This is a genomic window from Pseudomonas sp. DR208, from assembly GCF_019823005.1.
Classification (GTDB): domain Bacteria; phylum Pseudomonadota; class Gammaproteobacteria; order Pseudomonadales; family Pseudomonadaceae; genus Aquipseudomonas; species Aquipseudomonas extremorientalis.
In genome coordinates, this window is sequence record NZ_CP081944.1 from 3085717 (window position 1) to 3104618 (window position 18902).

General features: G+C 60.9%; 15 protein-coding genes. 11 read left to right on the forward strand and 4 right to left on the reverse strand.

What is annotated here, in order from left to right; translation table 11 throughout:
* Nucleotides 1-4: 4 nt before the first annotated feature.
* Entirely contained in the window at nt 5-334 is a 330-nt protein-coding gene (locus K5K89_RS14110; RefSeq protein WP_222541654.1) for a DUF6388 family protein, read from the reverse strand.
* Nucleotides 335-579: 245 nt separating this feature from the next.
* Between K5K89_RS14110 and K5K89_RS14115 the strand changes: the two genes are divergently transcribed.
* Nucleotides 580-2655, forward strand: a complete 2076-nt coding sequence (locus tag K5K89_RS14115; RefSeq protein WP_071487976.1) for an EAL domain-containing protein — start codon at nt 580-582, stop codon at nt 2653-2655.
* Here the strand turns inward: K5K89_RS14115 and K5K89_RS14120 are convergent.
* Genes K5K89_RS14120 through K5K89_RS14130 form a run of 3 tightly spaced genes read right to left on the reverse strand, consistent with a single transcriptional unit; the run spans nt 2652 to nt 5926 of the window.
* Nucleotides 2652-3485 carry a metal-dependent hydrolase gene (locus K5K89_RS14120; RefSeq protein WP_092244265.1) on the reverse strand — a complete coding sequence of 278 codons (834 nt, stop codon included), beginning with the start codon at nt 3483-3485 and terminating at the stop codon, nt 2652-2654. The two genes, K5K89_RS14115 and K5K89_RS14120, sit on opposite strands and share 4 nt — an antisense overlap.
* Before the next feature lie 15 nt (nt 3486-3500).
* Nucleotides 3501-4391 (reverse strand): SDR family NAD(P)-dependent oxidoreductase, encoded by an 891-nt coding sequence (locus K5K89_RS14125; protein WP_222541655.1) that lies wholly within the window; start codon nt 4389-4391, stop codon nt 3501-3503.
* Nucleotides 4388-5926: a flavin-containing monooxygenase gene (locus tag K5K89_RS14130; protein ID WP_222541656.1), complete on the reverse strand. Its 1539-nt coding sequence runs from the start codon at nt 5924-5926 to the stop codon at nt 4388-4390. The genes K5K89_RS14125 and K5K89_RS14130 overlap by 4 nt, the downstream gene beginning before the upstream one ends.
* A gap of 266 nt (nt 5927-6192) precedes the next feature.
* On the opposite strand from K5K89_RS14130, the gene K5K89_RS14135 reads away from it, so the two are divergent.
* The 10 genes from K5K89_RS14135 (at nt 6193) to K5K89_RS14175 (ending at nt 18890) form a co-directional block, all read left to right on the forward strand.
* A complete protein-coding gene (locus tag K5K89_RS14135) occupies nt 6193-7191 on the forward strand; it encodes an alpha/beta fold hydrolase (RefSeq protein WP_222541657.1) in 999 nt (332 codons plus the stop codon).
* A 294-nt stretch (nt 7192-7485) separates the two neighbouring features.
* Nucleotides 7486-8766 (forward strand): alkane 1-monooxygenase, encoded by a 1281-nt coding sequence (locus tag K5K89_RS14140; RefSeq protein WP_222541658.1) that lies wholly within the window; start codon nt 7486-7488, stop codon nt 8764-8766.
* A 133-nt stretch (nt 8767-8899) separates the two neighbouring features.
* The gene (gene praA, locus K5K89_RS14145) at nt 8900-9394 is read left to right on the forward strand and encodes an alkane oxidation protein activator PraA (RefSeq protein ID WP_071487971.1); all 495 of its coding nucleotides are present in this window, start codon (nt 8900-8902) and stop codon (nt 9392-9394) included.
* A gap of 132 nt (nt 9395-9526) precedes the next feature.
* Nucleotides 9527-10021, forward strand: a complete 495-nt coding sequence (gene praB / locus K5K89_RS14150) for an alkane oxidation protein activator PraB (protein WP_071487970.1) — start codon at nt 9527-9529, stop codon at nt 10019-10021.
* A gap of 397 nt (nt 10022-10418) precedes the next feature.
* Nucleotides 10419-10934 (forward strand): alkane oxidation protein activator PraB, encoded by a 516-nt coding sequence (gene praB / locus K5K89_RS28795; protein WP_315901969.1) that lies wholly within the window; start codon nt 10419-10421, stop codon nt 10932-10934.
* Between the two features lie 86 nt (nt 10935-11020).
* Nucleotides 11021-12478, forward strand: coding sequence for an outer membrane protein transport protein (locus tag K5K89_RS14155; RefSeq protein ID WP_222541659.1), 1458 nt, complete (start codon nt 11021-11023; stop codon nt 12476-12478).
* Nucleotides 12479-12741: 263 nt separating this feature from the next.
* Complete coding sequence (locus K5K89_RS14160) at nt 12742-15267, forward strand: acyl-CoA dehydrogenase (RefSeq protein ID WP_222541660.1); 2526 nt, start codon at nt 12742-12744, stop codon at nt 15265-15267.
* A gap of 90 nt (nt 15268-15357) precedes the next feature.
* A complete protein-coding gene (locus K5K89_RS14165) occupies nt 15358-16701 on the forward strand; it encodes a 3-oxoacyl-ACP reductase (protein WP_222541661.1) in 1344 nt (447 codons plus the stop codon).
* Between the two features lie 3 nt (nt 16702-16704).
* Nucleotides 16705-17595 carry a MaoC/PaaZ C-terminal domain-containing protein gene (locus K5K89_RS14170; RefSeq protein ID WP_071487966.1) on the forward strand — a complete coding sequence of 297 codons (891 nt, stop codon included), beginning with the start codon at nt 16705-16707 and terminating at the stop codon, nt 17593-17595.
* On the forward strand, nt 17592-18890 hold the full coding sequence (locus K5K89_RS14175; protein WP_222541662.1) for an acetyl-CoA C-acetyltransferase: 1299 nt from the start codon (nt 17592-17594) through the stop codon (nt 18888-18890). The genes K5K89_RS14170 and K5K89_RS14175 overlap by 4 nt, the downstream gene beginning before the upstream one ends.
* Nucleotides 18891-18902 lie beyond the last annotated feature (12 nt).

Genomic DNA, 18902 nt, shown 5'->3' on the forward strand with positions numbered 1-18902 from the left:
TGCGTTAGCCGGGCAGGTCGTGCAGTTGGCAGTACTCGACCCAGCTCAGGCCCGCCATCTGTGCCACCTCCTTGTGTACCTCACGGCGCTGGGCTTCAAAGGCCTCACAGGAATCGGCGGTCAGTTTGAGGGGCAGCTCCCAGGCAAACAGGCCCTGGCGTTCAGCTTGTGCTTCAAAGGCTTCATGCAAGCGTTCGGCGCGGTACTGGGCCAGGGTTTCGCCCCTGGCCTGGGCAGCCAGCGGATTCAGGGTATCCAGTTCGGCGGCGACATCGGGGTGTTCATCGAGGAATCTGTCCAGCGCGCGCTGGTGGTTATCACCGGGGTGTGACAAAGGCTTACTCCAAACACAGGTCAGGGGGAGGGCGGATAGGCGTCATTGAAGCAGATTGAGCGATTGGCCTGGATCATAAAACTCAACTGTTTGGAAAAAACAGGGCCTGGCCTGTTATCCGATTCGGAAATTCCCCCAGATGAATGGCAAAAGGCTTTCGCTCATTGGGCCAGGACGTGTAGCGTTAGCCGGTGCTTCCAGCCCTGCCTTGCAGGGACAGTGGGCGATGGGCAGAGGGATGGGTCATGGCGCAAACGCTGTTCAAGCTTTTCTTCACCCAACGCCTGGCTGCGTTGGCCAGCACTGAATCGCTGCGGGCGATCCGCGAAGGGCTGTTGTGGATCCTGCCTTGCCTGCTGGTCTCGGCGGGCTTTCTGATTCTTTCGGAATGTGCTCGCGTCCTTGGCTTCCACCCGCAGGTGGTGGCGTTCCTCGCCGGCCTGCACAACCAGATCAGTTCCGTGATCCCGCTGCTGGTGGCCGCGTCCATCGGTTACATGCTGGCGATCCAGCATCGCCTGCCCCAATTGCCCGTGGCATTCCTGTGCCTGGCCCATGTGGTGGTGGCGACATTCATCCTGCGGGACTACCCCAGGGCCTCGGCCACCTTTGTGCTGTTTATCGCCATTGCCTCGCCGCTGTTGAACGTTCCCGCAATTGCCTGGCTGCACCGCTACCGCTGGACCCGTCTGGTCAACGAAGACCTGGTGGGGCACAACCTGCGGGGCACGATCAATATGGTGCTGCCAGGCGCTATCACTGCCCTGGCATTGGTGGTGGTGCTGTCCTTGTTGCTGCAGATTCCGTATGTGGCGCAGTTGCAAGGCCCCCAGGTGCTGGACGCGCTGGAGTCACCCTACGGCAGCGGCCTGTTCGTGACCCTGATGAATTCGCTGCTGTGGTTTTTCGGCATCCACGGCGTGTACGCCATGCAACCGCTGTTCGATGTACTGGATCAGGTCGTGGTGCTGAACAGCATGGCCCTGGCGGCGGGCGAGCCGGTCAAATATGTGTTGAACAGTGGCCTGTTGGGCAGCTTTGCGTTTATCGGTGGCTCGGGCGGTGCATTGTGCCTGTTGCTGGCCATCCTGCTGTTCTCCAGGAGCCAGTCCATGCGCTTGTTGGCGGTGGCGAGCCTGCCGCTGTCACTGTTCAACGTCAGCGAGGTGCTGCTGTTCGGCTTGCCGATCATCCTCAACCCGCGTTTGTTCATACCGTTTCTGATCGTCCCGGCGTTGAATGCCATGCTGGCGTTGACGGTGGTGCAGATGGGCTGGGTGTCGCCGGCGGTGGTCAGCGTGCCGTTCACCGCGCCGGTGCTGCTCAATGCCTATCTGAGTACCCACGGCGACCTGGCGGCGGTGGCGCTGCAAGTGGCGCTGCTGGGCCTGGGCACCCTGGTGTACGCGCCGTATGTGCGGGCGATCCATCGCCAGGCCAGTGAAGGGGGCACGGTGTACCTCAAGTCCCTGGACATGACCTTCCGTGGCCTTGAAGAAAAGGGCCGTTTGCGCGAGCTGGACCCGGTACTCGCCTCCCACAAGACCCTGGCGCGCCAGGCCGTGGAACTGAGCCGCATCCAGCAGATCAGCGACTATGAGTTCTACCTCGAATTCCAGCCGCAGGTCTCGACCCGCACAGGCCTGTGCACCGGGTGTGAAGCGCTGATGCGGGCCCGCGACGCCCAGGGCACGGTGCATTCGCCGTGGGAATTCCTGCAATGGCTGGCCCAGGCGCGGTTGATGCCGGATGTGGATGTGTGGGTAGCATCCCAGGCGGTTCGCCAGTACCAGAAGTGGCAGAAACTCGGTTTTTCCCTGCCGATGACCATCAATATTTCCAGCGCGACCCTGACCGACGCCGCCTTCGGCGAACGCCTGGTGGAGATCCTGGCCCAGGCCCATGGGCACGTATCGGTCGAGATCACTGAGGATGCCCTGGTCAGTGATATCCAGGTCACGCGCCAGACTATCCAGAAGCTGCAGGCCATCGGTGCCAAGGTGTATATCGACGACTTCGGCACCGGCTTTTCGGCCCTGAGTTACCTGCACCAGTTCCCGGTGGACTTCATCAAGATCGACCGCAGCTTCGTGGTGGCCCAGCACGACCCCAAGGGCGCCCAGGTGATGACCGGCATGCTGCGCTTCTGTGAGGCGCTGAACCTGGGCGTGGTGGTGGAAGGAGTGGAGACTGCCGAGCAGTTGGCCTTCCTGAATACCGGCGCCGAATTGATTATCCAGGGCTGGTATTTCAGCAAGGCACTGCCGGGCGATCAGTTGGAAGGGTTCGTACGTGAACGCGCCGCCTTGGCGCAGGCTTAATACCCGCGCTGGGTCTGCTCGATCTCCTCGACCAGGCCATCGATCCCGGCCAGGCGCGCGCGATTGTCGTGGTCCCAGGGGTGAAAGCCGGGTTTGAAGTAGTGCAGCCACGGCACCAGCATTCGTGGGAAAACACCCTTCGGCCCATACAGAAACTTCAACATGCGCCAGAAACCCTTGAGGTGCCCACCCGACTTGCGGTCGGCAATCAGCAGGCGCAGGTGAAAGTCGAACACCACCAGCCAGAAGAACACCGTGGTGGTCAGCATGGTGCCGGTACGCAGCAGATAGCGCTTGGGGCCGGGCTTGATCACGCGGTTCCATACATCGAACGCCACGGCCTTGTGTTCGGTTTCTTCCAGGGCGTGCCAATACCACATCTGCTGATAGCCCTTGAGCGAATTGCCGAAGCGCGACGGGTCGCTCAACAGGATTTCGGCCAGCATCGCCGTGTAGTGTTCAAGGGCAATGGTCACCGCCAGGTTGAAGGACGCAGGCAGGTGTTTTTTCTGCCAGTCGAGGATGAACTTCAAGCGCCGGTCCAGCGTATGTGCCGGCAACCCGGCGGCTTGCAGCAAGTCGTTGTAGGCCACGTGTTCGCGGCTGTGCATGGCCTCCTGGCCGATGAACCCCTGGATCTCTTTTTTAAGCGCAGGGTCGTCGATGTCCTGGCGATAGTGGCGCACGCTGTCCATGAAAAACAGCTCGCCCTGGGGAAACAGCAGCGACAGGGCATTGAAGAAATGGGTGATGAACGGGCCCTGTTCATGCCAGTCCTTGATGCGCTCGGCGGGCAGGGCGAAATGGATGTCACGGCGGATCGGCAACATAGTGCGTGCTCCTGTTCAGAGGTGGGGCTCGTCGTTGGTTTCAAATACCGGCGTGCGCGGTTTGGGCGCCATGCGCTTGCTGGCGAACACCACCAGGGCTTGATAGGCCGAGGGCAGGCAACGGGCGAGCAGGTCGAGGAAATACGCGTCGCGGCCGATCAGCACGCGGCGCTTGTTTTTGCGCACGCCGTGCAGGATCACCTTGGCGGCCTGGTCGGCGTCGGTGATGAACAGCTTTTCGAAATCGGCGCGGGCCTGCTGTTCGCTGTGGATCAGGAAGCCCGTCATGTTCGCGTCGATACGGCTGCTGCGGCAGATATCGGTGCGGATGCCACCGGGGTGCACGCAGGTGGCCGACACACCGCAGCGTTGCAGGTCCAGTTCCTGGCGCAGGGATTCGGTGAAACCGCGCACCGCAAACTTGGTGGCGTTATAGCCGCTCATGCCGGGCTGGGCGAACAGACCGAATACGCTGGACGTATTGATCACATGGCCTTCGCCCGAGGCTTTCAGGTATGGCAGAAATGCTTTGGTGCCATGCACCACGCCCCAGAAGTTGATACCGACGATCCATTCCAGGTCGGCATAGTCCACGCCTTCCACCGTGCTCGACAGAGCCACCCCAGCATTGTTGAACACCAGGTTGACCTGGCCGTGATCGGCCACGCAGCGTGCGGCCCACTCCTCCATGGCCTGGCGATCGGACACATCCAGTACCTGGGTGGTGACCGACACGGGGGCCAGGGTCGAGGTCTTGATCAGCGCCAGGGTCTGCTCCAGCCCCTGGCTGTTTTTATCTGCCAGCGCCAGCTGGCAACCTTCACGCGCCAGGGCCAATGCCAGGGCGCGGCCCATGCCGGATGCGGCGCCGGTAATTGCCGCTACGCGGCCATTGAATGACTTCATGACAGGCTGCCTTCCGGGGTGGAGTGGGGGGCCGGCACGGGGCGGCTGGGCAGGTTGACCGGCAACTGGTCGACCACGTAATCCTTGAGCGCAAACTGGCGGGTCACCTGCTTGAAGCGCCAGGTCGAGCCGGGCCACAAGGTGGTGTTCCTGCCGGTGCGCGGGTCGAGGTACCAGCTCTGGCAACCGCCGGTGTTCCAGATGGTGCGCTTGAGCTTGGCTTGCAACTGTTGGTTGTAGGCGCTTTCCACGGCCGCCTTGACGTCCACCGTGGCGATGCGGTGCCGCTGCATGTGCTGGAGGGCATCCATGATGTAAGTCACCTGGGCTTCGATCATCAGGATCATCGAGTTATGCCCCAAGCCAGTGTTGGGCCCGACGATCAGGAACAGGTTGGGATAACCAGGCACCGTGGTGCCCTTGTAGGCATGGGCGCCGTCTTGCCAGGTGTCCATCAGGTCCACACCGCCGCGCCCGATGATGCAGTCGCGGGGCAGGGGATCGCTGGCCTGGAAACCGGTGCCGAAGATCAGGCAATCGGCCGGGTGCTTGATGCCGTCGGCGGTGATCACGCCGTCGGCTTCGATGCGCAGCACGCGATCGGTGACCACCTCGACATTGCTGCGCGACAAGGCGGGGTAGTAGTCGTTGGAAATCAACACGCGTTTGCAGCCGATGGTGTAGTCCGGGGTCAGGGTCTTGCGCAGGGATGGGCGGGCTACTTGTTTGTGCAGGTGACGCAGGGCGATTTTCTGCACCATTTTCATCAGCCTTGGGTGCAGGGCAAAGCCCACCACGCGGCCTTCCAGCGCCCAGTAGAAAGCCCCGCGCACCAAGCGCTGAGTGAAGGGCAGGTGCTTGAACAGCCAGCGCTCGACAGGCGTAATCGCCCGGTCGGGCTTGGGCATGATCCACGGTGGCGTGCGCTGGAACAGGTCCAGGTGGGCCACCTGCGGCGCGATCTGCGGTACGAACTGAATGGCACTGGCGCCGGTGCCGATCACCGCGACGCGTTTGCCTTTCAAGGAGTATTCATGGTCCCACTGCTGGGAGTGGAAGCGCTTGCCCTTGAAATGATCGAGCCCCGGAATATCCGGTAACGCCGGACGCGACAAGCCGCCCATGCCCGACACCAGCACCCGCGCACTGACCTGGCGGCCACCGCTGAAGCTCAATTGCCAGCGTTGCAGGTGCTCGTCGAACACCGCCCGCTCCAGGCCCATGCCGAAGCGCAGATAGGGCGCCAATCCAAAGCGCGTGGCGCATTGCTCCAGGTACGCACGGATCTCCGCCTGCGGCGCGAACTGCCGCGTCCAGGCCGGGTTGGGCGCAAAGGAAAACGAATACACATGGGACTGCACATCACAGGCGCAGCCCGGGTAATGATTGTCCCGCCAGGTGCCGCCGAGGGTGTCGGCCTGTTCGGCGATAAAGAAGTCGGTGAACCCGGCCTCCTTGAGCTTGATCGCCATGCACAGGCCGGCAAAGCCGGAACCGATGATGGCGATGTCGATTGAATCACTCTGGGCATTCATAAGCAGTCCCTCGTGGGCATCGGATGTGCTCCTTTCTTGTTTTGTCTTTTAGATAGAACACCATTGCAAAGAAAAATTGAATTACTTATTTTAAAAAAGATTTTAAATAATCTACCTGAAAATATCGCCTACGCTAGTCCCAGGTTCCTCATGTGCCATTTGTCCGACGGACAGGCACGCCGTTCGGGTCCAGGGTGTGGACGATGGCCGAGGCCTTGATCAATTCCGGTCAGGTCGCCGGCAGCAGGGATGCAGAGGACCGAGCTATGGCTGTTGAATGGGTTATCGCTGCGGCTGTGTTGGTAGGCGCGAGCGCCGTGTTGTGGGGATTCAGTACGTGGATGACGCGGCGTATCGAAGCCGCCGTTCCGATCAACGGACGCTTTCTGGAGGTAAACGGCGAGCGCTTTCATTATTACGAGGAAGGCAAGGGACCGCCGCTGGTGATGATTCACGGCCTGATGGGCAGCAGTCGCAACCTGACCTATGCCTTGTCCGGTCAGTTGCGCGAGCACTTTCGCGTGATCAGCCTCGACCGACCGGGGTCGGGCTATTCCACGCGCCATAAAGGCACTGCTGCAGACTTGCCGGCCCAGGCGCGTCAGGTGGCGGCTTTTATCAATACGTTGGGCCTGGATAAACCGCTGGTGCTGGGGCATTCCCTCGGTGGGGCGATTTCACTGGCGCTGGCCCTCGACCATCCCCATGCGGTGTCGGGACTGATACTGGTGGCGCCCCTGACGCACCCTCAACCGACCTTGCCACTGGTGTTCTGGTCACTGGCCGTGCGGCCTGCCTGGCTCAGGCGCTGGGTGTCGCGCACCCTGACGGTTCCCATGGGCCTGTTGACAAGACGCTCGGTGGTCAAGGGCGTGTTCGCACCGGACAGTGCCCCGGAGGACTTCGCTACCCGTGGCGGCGGCCTGTTGGGCATGCGTCCTGACAACTTCTATGCGGCCTCCAGCGAGATCGCCCTGGTCAACGACCACCTGCCGGACATGGTCAAGCGCTACCCGCAGCTGACGCTGCCCATCAGCCTGATCTACGGCGCACGGGACAAGGTGCTGGACTTTCGCAAACACGGCCAGGCCCTGGCCGACAAGGTGCCCGGCCTGAAGCTGCAAGTGGTGGAGGGGCGCGGGCATATGCTGCCGATCACCGCCACCGAACGGGTGGCGGAAGCGGTGCAGCAGTTGGCCAAGCGTGCGCGGCCAGCACAAACCGCCTCGATCCTGCACCCGCCGTTTGCCTTGGCGAACAAATAATCGTGGCCCTCGTTGCGGGTTGGACCGTCCGAAATGCTTGCCCTAGAGACCTGACCAAACAGCTGAAAAAGAGACTGCCCGGTCACGTAAAAAAGGCTTCGAAAAAGTAGTTGACGACCTAACGATTCCGCGCTATTTCTTTAAAAAAATATTTCAATGTTTATTTTGAAATGATTTTTGAAATGCCTAAGAGCGAATAAAAATGAAAAAAACGTCTTTTATCGCATGGTTGATTTCCTGGAGCACTCAGCGCTCCCTGAACCTGTTTCCTGCCCCCATGACACGGAGGCTGCCATGAATCAGACCCTGGCAGCCCCAAGCATCTGGACCGACGGCAAGCGTCACCTGTGGTGGCTGGGCATCCTGCCCCTGGCCACTCCGTTGCTCTCCGGCGCACTGGCCATCAGCACCGGTACCCAGCAACTCTGGTGGGTCGGTGTACTGGTCATCTTCGGCCTGATCCCATTGATCGATGGCTTGCTCGGTGAAGACGTGAGCAACCCGCCCGAATCTGCTGTCGGCCACCTCGAATCCCAACGCTACTATCGCTGGATCGTCTACACCGGCGTGGTGTTTGTCATCTCCTCGGTGGTGATCACCGGCTGGCTCGCCGCGGGCGGAATCGACTGGATCATCCAGGGGGGCCTGTTGCAGGCTGCCGCGAACCTGGAGCCGTCCAACTGGCTGTCCCACGCCGCCAGTTACATCACCGCACGTACTCAACTGCATGGCGAACCGAGCTGGTTCACCTACCTGGGCATGGCCATGTCGACCGGCGCCGCCACTGGCATCGCGATCAACACGGCCCATGAACTGGGGCACAAGCCCAACCCACTGGAAGTGTTCCTGGCCAAGGTCACCCTGGCACCGACCTTCTACGGGCACTTCTACACCGAGCACAACCGTGGCCATCACGTGCGTGTCGCGACGCCGGAAGATCCGGCCAGCTCGCGGTTGGGCGAGAGCTTCTGGGCCTTCCTGCCACGCTCGGTGTGGTTCAGCGCCCGCTCGGCGTGGAACCTGGAGCGCGAACGCCTGCGCAAGCTTGGTCTGCCGGCATGGCACTGGCAGAACGGCGTACTCAGCGCCTGGATGTACAGCGTGGTGTTGTGGGGCGCGATGATCGCCTGGTTGGGCGCGACGGTGATTCCGTTCCTGATCATCCAGGGTATCTACGGCTTCTCGCTGCTGGAAGTAGTGAACTATGTAGAGCACTACGGCCTCAAGCGCCAGAAGTTGCCCAATGGTCGTTATGAACGTTGCTCGCCACGGCATTCATGGAACAGTAACCGTATTGTCACCAATATCTTTCTGTTCCAACTTCAACGGCACTCTGATCACCATGCCAACCCGACCCGTAGTTATCAATCGTTGCGCCACTTTGATGAGTCACCTCAACTCCCTTATGGCTACGCGAGCATGATTGTCTGGGCCTATGTACCGTACTTGTGGCGGCGGCGCATGGATCATCGCGTACTCAATCATTACGCCGGGGATATCACCCTGACCAACCTTCAGCCCTCACAGCGGTTGAAGTACCTGGAGAAGTACAGTAACAGCGCCAAACCGTTCTAAGTTCAAGTAACCGGTTGTTGGCGTACTCGGGGCCTGCGTGCCGCGCAGGCTGCTTTTGCCCAAGGTTTACAAAATGAGTTGCAATACAGTGGTTTGACCCGAACAAAAATAATTAAAGGGAAGGACGTACACCATGCAATCACCTGCCAAGTTCACCACCCACATCGTATTGGCCGCGCTGGGCCTGATTGCCTATCACCAGGCCCAGGCTGCGCGCATCGAGCCGGCGGGCAGCGCCTTTACCGCCCAAGGCCCCATCAGCTTCTCCAAGGGCGCGCTGATCAGCGCCGACTGCACCATCAAGGTGGCCGGCAAGGTCGCGGCCGATGGCTCATCGGTGAATGTCGACAAAGTGGAATTCGACGGCGGCCTCAAGTGCAGCCGCGTGGAAGCCATCAACTTGCCGTGGGTGTTAGTCGCCAAAGACACCAAGAGTGGTTCCATGTCGAAGATCAGCGTGGACGTGCATGCATTCGGTCTGGGCGGAAAGTGCGGACCTTCGACGGCTGATGGCACTTGGGATAACGCCACCGGCAAGTTGGAAGCCGCCAATGTACCCATTGGCGAAGACTGCAAGATCAAGACGGTGTCGATCAAGATGCCGCCGAACTTCAAAGTTGTTGAATAACCGTCGGATGTTACAGCGGTAATTGAATTGAGATTTGGCTGGAAAGGGAAGTTCTGCAGATTCACCGTGACCTCTCGTTCATGGCCATTACCCCCGGCGAAATGACTTCGCCATAACATGTGAGGAAAAACAATGAAAAGCTTGAAAACCCTCGTATCGTTGTCTGCTTTGGCTGTTTGCATGGGTGCTGCTTCGATGGCGAACGCGTACAGCATCAGTCCTGTAAACACGAGCTTCACCGCGCCAGGCACCATCTCGGTGAAGTCGCCTTCGTCCTTCCAGGCCACCGTTAACTGTGGTGCCACGTTTACCGGGAATGTCGATGCGACAGGCGTGGCCAAGATCACTGGCGTCGCGGTCACCGGTGGCGGCCTGTGCGCGCTGCCGAAGATCACCGGTTTGCCTTGGACCCTGACTGCCACGGGCCCTGCCGCCGGTTCGGTGACAAACGTCGGCTATACCATCGCCAGCTCGATTCTGTACCCAGCCTCCAATTGCGGCCCTTCGACTATTACCGTGGGCTACAGCGGTGGTGTGCTGACCGCTGCCAACCAGACCCTGAGTGGCAGTTGCACCGTGGTGAGCCTGAGCGTCACCCCATCGCCGACGTTGACCATTGTTCCTTGATGGTTGTTTGAGAACAAAGGGCTGATCACCCCTTAAGAAGACAAGCGTCTCTGTTGAGGCGCTTGTTGAGGCGCGCCAGGTGTTCCCTTGAACGTGAAGTGTCCATTTATACCGAGTGAACGCTGTCATTAGTTCAGAGTGGAATACGTCAAGTGCAAAAGACGACTGTGATCGCACGTGTTTGTTTGCTTGATTTAGTTCTGCGGCAGTGCCGATGGCCGCCTATTAACGTGAGTATTGGCAATGGCCCCGGTGGTCTTGATGTTTCAGCAACCCATCAAGTGCTGGCTGGCGACGGTACGGTGATATAGATGAATGACGAAGTTTCCAACGCTATTTTTATTCCTTGAATAACAGTTCACGCTCATATCAACCGTCACACAGGGAAGAAAAGGTAATGAAGAGTTTGATAGCACTCGTAAAGGCAGGCTCGATAGTGTTGTGTCTTGGCCTGGGAGCGGTTGCCAATGCGGCGTCTTTCAGTCCACCCGGCGCGATTTTAACGACCCGTTCGGGCGGGACTATAACCATTAAATCCGCGTCGACATTTGGAGCTGCGGTCAACTGCAGCTTCGCATTTACAGGCGTGGTGGAGCCAGAGGGTGCAGGGCTGAGAATCAACACCGTGTCACTTTCCGGAGGGGCGATCTGTGCCCTGTATCAGCCCACTGATTTACCCTGGCGGTTGACGCCTACCAGCATCGCCACTGGTCAAATCACCGGCATGGCCTTGACCTACGCGACGACCTCTCCCGCGTGGCCTGCGACTCATTGTGCTCCATCCACCGTCTCTGTCTCGCTGGCTAATACACCTGGCGGCTTGAGTGTGGGCGCGAGCAACCAGGCACTTACAGGTGGCTGCACCATTGTCAGCCTAGGCGCCGTGGCCCCAGGTATTACCGTGCTTCCCTGAGCGGGATGCACAGCAAATCAGGAAAACCAAGTAGCAACACGAGTCGGCTGGGGCCGACTCAGTGAGATAACAATAAGGAGTGCCGTATGAATAATAAAAAACAACAGGTACAGGTTCTGCTGGGCTTGGCATTAATGGGAGGGGTGATGGCTGCCGCGCCTGTGCACGCCGGCGGTTTCTCTACGCCTACTTATGGGGCACCTGGTTGGGGTCGGGCATTTGCTGGCGGTTCGTTGTTCAAGAACGATCCGAGTTCTGCGTACAACAACCCGGCAGCCATGGCTTTCGTAGAACATAACGTTGCGCAGTTTACGGTCGATTACGCGCGCATCAAGATCAAATACAAGGGGAGCGCCAATGATTACAAAGGCGACCCTATTTCCAATATTCCAATTGGGGACAACGGTTTTCCCGATATATCGGCGGCTGCGGTGAACAACAACGATGGGGGACAAGGCGGGTTTACGGCGTGGTTGCCGACAGGGTTCATGGTAGTGCCACTTGGCGACCGCTTCGCTTTCGGTTTGAGCCAGGTGGTGCCCCAAGGCATGCGTTCGACATGGAATGAGGACTCCAAATTCCGTGATTTTGCCGTGGATACAAAGATCGAAACCGTTGGGTTGACAGGCTCTCTTTCATTCAAGGTCAATGATCAGTTTTCCATTGGTGGCGGTTTGATTGTTCAGCACAGCAAAGGTTTTGTGAGCCAGAACATCGATTTGTTTTCCGCGGCTTCCCTTTCCAACAGCCCTGAGCTGAGTGGTGTCCAATTTCCCTCAGGCGTGGGGGGCGCGCTGATGCGGGTCAAGGTCGACAATATTTCGACAGGCTGGTTTACCGGTGTGACCTGGAAACCGACTGATCAAGACACCTTGGGCCTTAACTATCATGCCAAGATCAAGAACAAGATGACGGGCAAGTACAATATTCGGGCGGACGCGTATAACAATGCCTTGATGACCCAACCCAGCCCGATAGGTGGCAACGGAACATTGGTTGAAGTGGCTTACCCAGGCCTAAAACTGTTCCCCGATGGTGCCCATGCCAGTACCCAGCTCGATATTCCGGCCACGGCTGGCTTTGACTGGGTGCACCAATTCAACGACCGCTTCACCTTGGGCGCGAGTGTGGTGTGGACGCAATGGTCATCGTTCAAGGATCTCACGCTGAAGTCTGGCGATATCAATATCGTCTCTATTCCTTACAACTACAAAGATACGTGGATGTATTCGGTCGGTGGCGACTTCCGCGCTACCGATGAGTTGACCCTGCGTGCCGGTGTCGCTATTGACCAGACGCCAACGCGTAATTCGACCCGCGATCCACGGATTCCGGACGGCGACCGCACCTTCCTCTCACTCGGAGCCGGGTACGATGTGAAAGCGATAAAGGGCTTGAGTTTTGACGTGGCCTACTCCCACCAGTTCGTACAGGAGGTCAAGCTGAAGACCAAGAACGTCGATCGCCTGGGGGGCGCCAGCCTTGACGGTAAAGCAGAATCGTCGGGCGATGTGGTCAGTCTCTCGGCAACCTACGCGTTCTGACGTTAAGAGGATGATGGAGAAGGGCATCAAGCGCATCTTGCTGCCCTTATCTGTGAGCGTCCTCCTATTCAGAGGTGATGAGCTCTTCACTATCACTTGAGCAGGCTGACGGGTTCAGCCGCTATTTTTTCGCCAATGAATTAAATAAAAATTTCAAAATAAAATTTGAATTTGCTTTTCCGAGTTTGTAGTGTGGCTTTACGCCGCCGCTCATTTCGAGCTGCATAGTGTTTGCCACGCCCTGATCGAGTAGAGGTATCCCCATGGTTATCTGGTTATTGGTGGGTGTCGCAGCTGCGATTGCCCTGGCGTATCGACAAGCTGCTGCCATTCACTGGCTGGGCGCTGGCCTGATCTGGCTGGCAGCCGGTTATCTGTTCAACGTGGTCGCCGGTTTCGGCATGACCGTCGCGGCGCTCCTGGTGCTTCTGCCTGCAGTGCTGATGACCATCAAACCCCTGCGCCGCACCTTGCTCACCAGCAAGGCTCTGGCGCTGTTTCGTACAATCATGCCCGCCATGTCCGATACCGAACGCGCGGCCATCGAGTCTGGCACCGTGTGGTGGGACGCCGAGCTGTTCAGCGGCAAGCCTGACTGGCAGCGCCTGTTGCAAGCCGCGCCCGCCAGCCTGAGCGCCGAAGAGCAGGCCTTCCTCGACAATGAAGTGGAAACCCTGTGCGACATCGCCAACGATTGGGAAACCACCCAGGTCTGGCAGGACATGTCCCCCGAGGGCTGGCAATACACCAAGGACGCCGGTTTCCTCGGCATGATCATTCCCAAGCAGTACGGCGGCAAAGGCTTTTCCCACTATGCGCACTCGCAGGTGGTGATGAAGCTGTCGACGCGCTGCTCGGCGGCGGCGATTTCGGTGATGGTGCCCAATTCCCTCGGCCCGGCCGAACTGCTGCTGCACTACGGCACCGACGCCCAGCGCAATTACTACCTGCCGCGTCTGGCACGGGGTGAAGACATCCCGTGCTTTGCCCTGACCAGCCCGTATGCCGGCTCCGATGCCGGGGCGATTCCCGATCTGGGCATCGTCTGCAAAGGGATGCATGAAGGCGAGGAAGTGCTGGGCTTCCGGGTGACCTGGGACAAGCGCTATATCACCCTTGGTCCGATCGCCACGGTACTCGGCCTGGCGTTTCGCGCAGAAGACCCGGACGGGCTGTTGGGGGCGCCGGGTTCGCTGGGCATCACCTGCGCGTTGATTCCTACGTCTCACCCAGGCGTCAACAGCGGTCGCCGCCATTGGCCACTCAACGCCGTGTTCCAGAACGGTCCTACCACCGGCAAGGATGTGTTCATCCCGCTGGAATGGGTGATCGGCGGGCGCGAACAAGTCGGCAACGGCTGGCGCATGCTGATGGAATGCCTGGCCGCCGGGCGCGCGATTTCCCTGCCATCGGCCAACGTCGGCCTGGGCAAGGTCGCGGTGCGCGGCACGACCGCGTATGCGGCGATGCGTAAACAGTTCGGCCTGCCCATCGGCAAGTTCGAGGGGGTACAGGCGCCCTTGGCGCGCATGGCCGGGCACCTGTATGCCTGTGATGCGGTGCGTAAGGTGTCGGTAGCATCCCTGGATGCCGGTGAAAAACCTTCGGTGATCTCGGCCATTGCCAAGTACCACGTTACCGAACGGGCGCGGATCATCGTCAATGACGGCATGGACATCGTCGCCGGCAAAGGCATCTGCATGGGCCCGAATAACTTCCTGGCCCGCGCCTATCAGCAAAGCCCCATCGCCATTACGGTGGAAGGCGCGAACATCATGACGCGCTGCCTGATCATCTTTGGCCAGGGCCTGATCCGTTGCCATCCCTATGTGTTCCGCGAGATGGAAGCGGCGCGCAACCCTGATCGGCGCAAGGCGCTGGAGGCATTCGACAGTGCCATGTTCGGCCATGTGAGCTTTGTATTGGCCAACACCGTGCGTGCTGTGGTGCATTCCCTGACAGGCGGCCGGCTGATTTCTGCCCCGGCAAAGACCGACCCGGCGCTGGCGTCCTACTACCGCCAGGCCAATCGCCTGTCGGTGGTGCTGGCATTGGTCTCGGACATTTCCATGGGCGTGCTGGGCGGTGCCCTCAAGCGCAAGGAAAGTATCACCGGGCGCCTGGGGGATATTCTGTCGCAGCTGTACATCCTGTCCTGCGTGCTCAAGCGCTTTGAGGATGACGGCCGGCCCCAGGCGGATTTGCCGCTGGTACACTGGGCGGCCCAGGACGCCTTGCTGCGCGCCCATGAAGCACTGGCCGAAGTGCTCGACAATTACCCGTCGAAAGCCGCCGCCTCCGTGCTGAAGGCCTTGACGTTCCCCTTCGGTATCCCGCTGCGCAAACCGTCGGACCGCCTGCTGGCCCAGGTGGCCGATGTGGTGCAGACGCCGGGGGAAACCCGCGACCGCCTGCTGGCCAATTCCTACATCCCGCGTCCGGAAATCGACAAGCTGGCCTATGGCGAATTGGGCTTTCGCCTGTTGCCGCAAGTGGAGCTGATCGAGGCCCGGCTCAAATCCGCCGTCAAGCAGGGCCTGATCGAGCCGATGCCGATCTCCGCCACGGCGTTCACGACCTGGCGCGTCAAGGCGCGGGCACTGGACCTGATCAGCGACGACGAAGACACCTTGCTCGGGCGTTATGTGGAATACGCCGACCACGGCATTCAGGTGGACGACTTCCCGCAGGACTTCGGCTTGCTGGAGGCGTTGCAACAGCGCAAGCAAGCGCTGGAGCCGACGACGAAACGTCGCGCCAGCCAAAGCGAAAACGCCTCGGTCAATTAGGAAAAAAACCAATCAATGTGGGAGGGGGCAATCCCCCTCCCACACAGACCGGGTTTACACGGCATGTATGTGTGGTGAGTGAATCTATCTATGAGTGACAGCTACCTCTCGTTCGTCAATTCCCCCTGGGGCCGTCGCCTGGCCCAGGCCGTGGGTTTACCGCAACCGCTGCCGCTGCAACGCCATCGCAGCGGCCAGCACGGCCTGGTCAACCCGGTGATCGTCGCTGGGGCAGGGCGCCTGACCACTGAAGTGCAGCGTGTGTTCGCGGCCACCGACACGGTCACGGCCACCCCGGCCACGCCCAAGGCACCGTCCACGGTCAAGGTGCAGGGCGCAGTGTTTGACGCCAGCGCCGTGGCCAGTCTGCAGCAATTGGACGAGCTGTATGAATTCTTCCACGCCAACGCCAAACGCATCGGCCACCATGGCCGTGTGGTGGTGCTCGGTACTGCGCCGGAACATTGCCAGGACTTGCCCCAGGCCATCGCCCAACGCGCCCTTGAGGGACTGGTGCGTTCGCTGGCCAAGGAGCTGCGCCGGGCGATCACCGTGCAGTTGATCTACGTGGCGCCTGGTGCCGCAGGCGCGCTGGACAGCAGCCTGCGTTTCTTCCTGTCGCGCCGCTCGGCCTATGTGTCCGGGCAAGTGGTGCGCCTGGAACAACCGGTAGATGGCCAGGTCACGGTCAACTGGGACAAACCCTTCGCCGGCCGCCGCGCCCTGGTCACCGGCGCTTCCCGTGGCATCGGCCTGGCGATTGCCCAGGTGTTAGCCCGGGAGGGCGCGCATGTGGTGTGCGTGGACGTGCCCCAGGCGCAAGACGCATTGCAGCAAGCCGCCACCAGCGTTGGCGGTTCCGCGTTGCCGCTGGACATCACTGCCCCGGACGCTGCCGCCTTGTTGCAGGCCCACACCAGCCAATACGGCGGGTTTGATGTGGTGGTGCACAACGCCGGGATCACCCGTGACAAAACCATCGCCAAAATGCACGAGGCGGCGTGGCGCAGCGTATTGGCCGTCAACCTCGACGCACCGTTGCAACTCAGCCAGGCGTTGCTGGACAACCAGGGGCTCAATCCCGGTGGGCGCATCGTGTGCGTGTCGTCGATCTCCGGCATCGCCGGCAACCTCGGCCAGAGCAATTATGCCACCTCCAAGGCCGGTGTGATTGGCCTGGTGCAAGGCCTTGCACCCCATGCAGCGGCGCAGCAGGTCACGGTGAATGCGGTGGCGCCCGGGTTCATCGAGACCCAGATGACCGCAAAAATCCCGCTGATGATCCGCGAAGCGGGGCGGCGCATGAACTCGATGTCCCAGGGCGGTCAGCCGATTGATGTGGCCGAGACCATCGCCTGGCTGGCACACCCGGCTTCCGGCGGGGTCAATGGCCAGGTTGTACGCGTGTGCGGGCAAAGCCTGCTGGGGGCCTGAGCCATGGACTATGCGACGCAGATTATCGACCCGCCGCCATCGCGCACCCGCTTGCTGCTGGATGGCGTGCGCGCCTTGCGCAAACCCAAACTCGACGGCGCACCGGTGCTGCCCAGGGAGCGCCTGGTGCGCGCGGCGGCAGAGTTGTCCGGCGCCGGCATTGAGGCCTATGGCCGCGCCTGCGGTTTTCGCCGCCAGCAGGGTGTGCCGTTGTCCTATCCCCATGTGCTGGCGTTCCCGCTGCACCTGATGCTGCTCACGCGCCCAAGCTTCCCGTACCCGGCCAGCGGCATGGTGCACCTGGCCAATCGCATTCGCCAGCACCAGCGCCTGCACCCGGGCCAGGCGTTGCGCCTGGAGGTGTATGCCGAGCGTTGGGTTGCCCATCCCAAAGGCCAGGCGCTGAGCATCGCCACCCGAGCCTACGGCGCCGACACCCTGGTCTGGGAGAGCGACAGCCTGTACCTGCGCCGGGACGTCAAGGACCCGGTCGGCCAGCCATGGGACGACGTGTTGCCGTTGCAGGAGGAGGGGCTGTTGCGCACCCAACGCTGGGTGTTGCCCGCCGACCTGGGCCGGCGTTTTGCCAGGGTGTCGGGGGATTTCAACCCGATTCACACCTCGCTGATCGGCGCGAAACTCTTCGGTTTCCGCCGTGCCATCGCCCATGGCATGTGGACCCTGGGCCGGGCGCTCGCCGCCCAGCAACCACCCGGCGGGCTGGACCAGGCCGAGGCCCATTGCGACTTCAAGCTGCCGATCTTCCTGCCCGGCCAGGTAGCGCTGTGGAATCGCCCCGTGACCGGCCCGCGCCGTGAATTCGAAGTGCGCAACTTCGCCGGCGACAAGCCCCATATGCGTGGCCTATTCATTTGGAATGAGAGCGTTCGATGAGTGACTACAGCTTCAACCCGCCGCCGACCCGCCGCGTGGCGATTATCGGCGGTAACCGCATCCCGTTTGCCCGCTCCAACACGGTGTACGCCCACGACAGCAACCAGGACCTGCTGGTGGCCGCCTTGCAGGGCCTGGTCGACCGTTACAACCTGCACGGCCAGCGCCTCGGGGAGTTTGCCGCCGGGGCGGTGATCAAGCACTCGCGCGATTTCAACCTGGCACGTGAGTCGTTGCTCTCTACCACCTTGTCCCCGGACACGCCGGCCTACGACGTGCAGCAAGCCTGCGGCACCGGCCTGGAAGCGGCCTTGCTGGTGGCGAACAAGATCGCCCTGGGCCAGATCGAGGTGGGCATTGCCGGCGGTTCCGATACCACCTCCGACGCACCGATCGGCATCAACGAATCCCTGCGCCACACCTTGCTCGCTGCCAACCGCGCCAAGGGCATGGGCGCCAAGTTGAAGACGTTGCTCAAGGTTCGGCCGTCGATGTTCTTCAAACCATTGCTGCCTCGCAATGGCGAGCCACGCACCGGCTTGTCCATGGGCGAGCACTGCGAAGCAATGGCCAAGCGCTGGCAGATCAAGCGACTGGCTCAGGATGAGTTGACCCTTACCAGCCATCAGCGCCTGGAAGCGGCCTACAAGCGCGGCTTCTTCGACGATCTGATCAGCCCCCATCGCGGGCTGGCGAAGGACAACAACCTGCGCGCCGACGCCAGCCTGGAGAAACTCGCCGGCCTGGCCCCGGCCTACGACCGCCAGGACGGCACGCTCACGGCGGGCAATTCCACGCCGCTGACCGATGGCGCTTCGGTGGTGTTGTTGGCCAGCGAGGCGTGGGCCGCCGAACACGGCTGGCCGGTGCTGGCCTACCTGCGTACCGGCGAAACCGCCGCGGTGAACTTCGTCGACGGCACCGAAGGCCTTTTGATGGCCCCGGCCTACGCAGTGCCGCGCATGCTCCAGCGTGAAGGTTTGAGCTTCAACGACTTTGATTTCTTCGAGATCCACGAAGCCTTTGCCGCCCAGGTGCTGTGCACGCTCAAGGCCTGGGAAGACGCCGATTATTGCCGCGAGCGCCTAGGCCTGGAGGCACCGCTGGGGGCCATTGACCGCGCAAAAATGAACGTCAACGGTGGCTCACTCGGTTGCGGCCACCCGTTCGCGGCCACCGGTGGCCGCCAACTGGCGGCGCTGGCCAAGATCATCCATGAGAACGGTGGTGGGCGCGGCCTGATTTCCATCTGCGCGGCGGGCGGGCTGGGCATTACCGCCATCGTCGAAAAGTAGCTCTATCAAAAA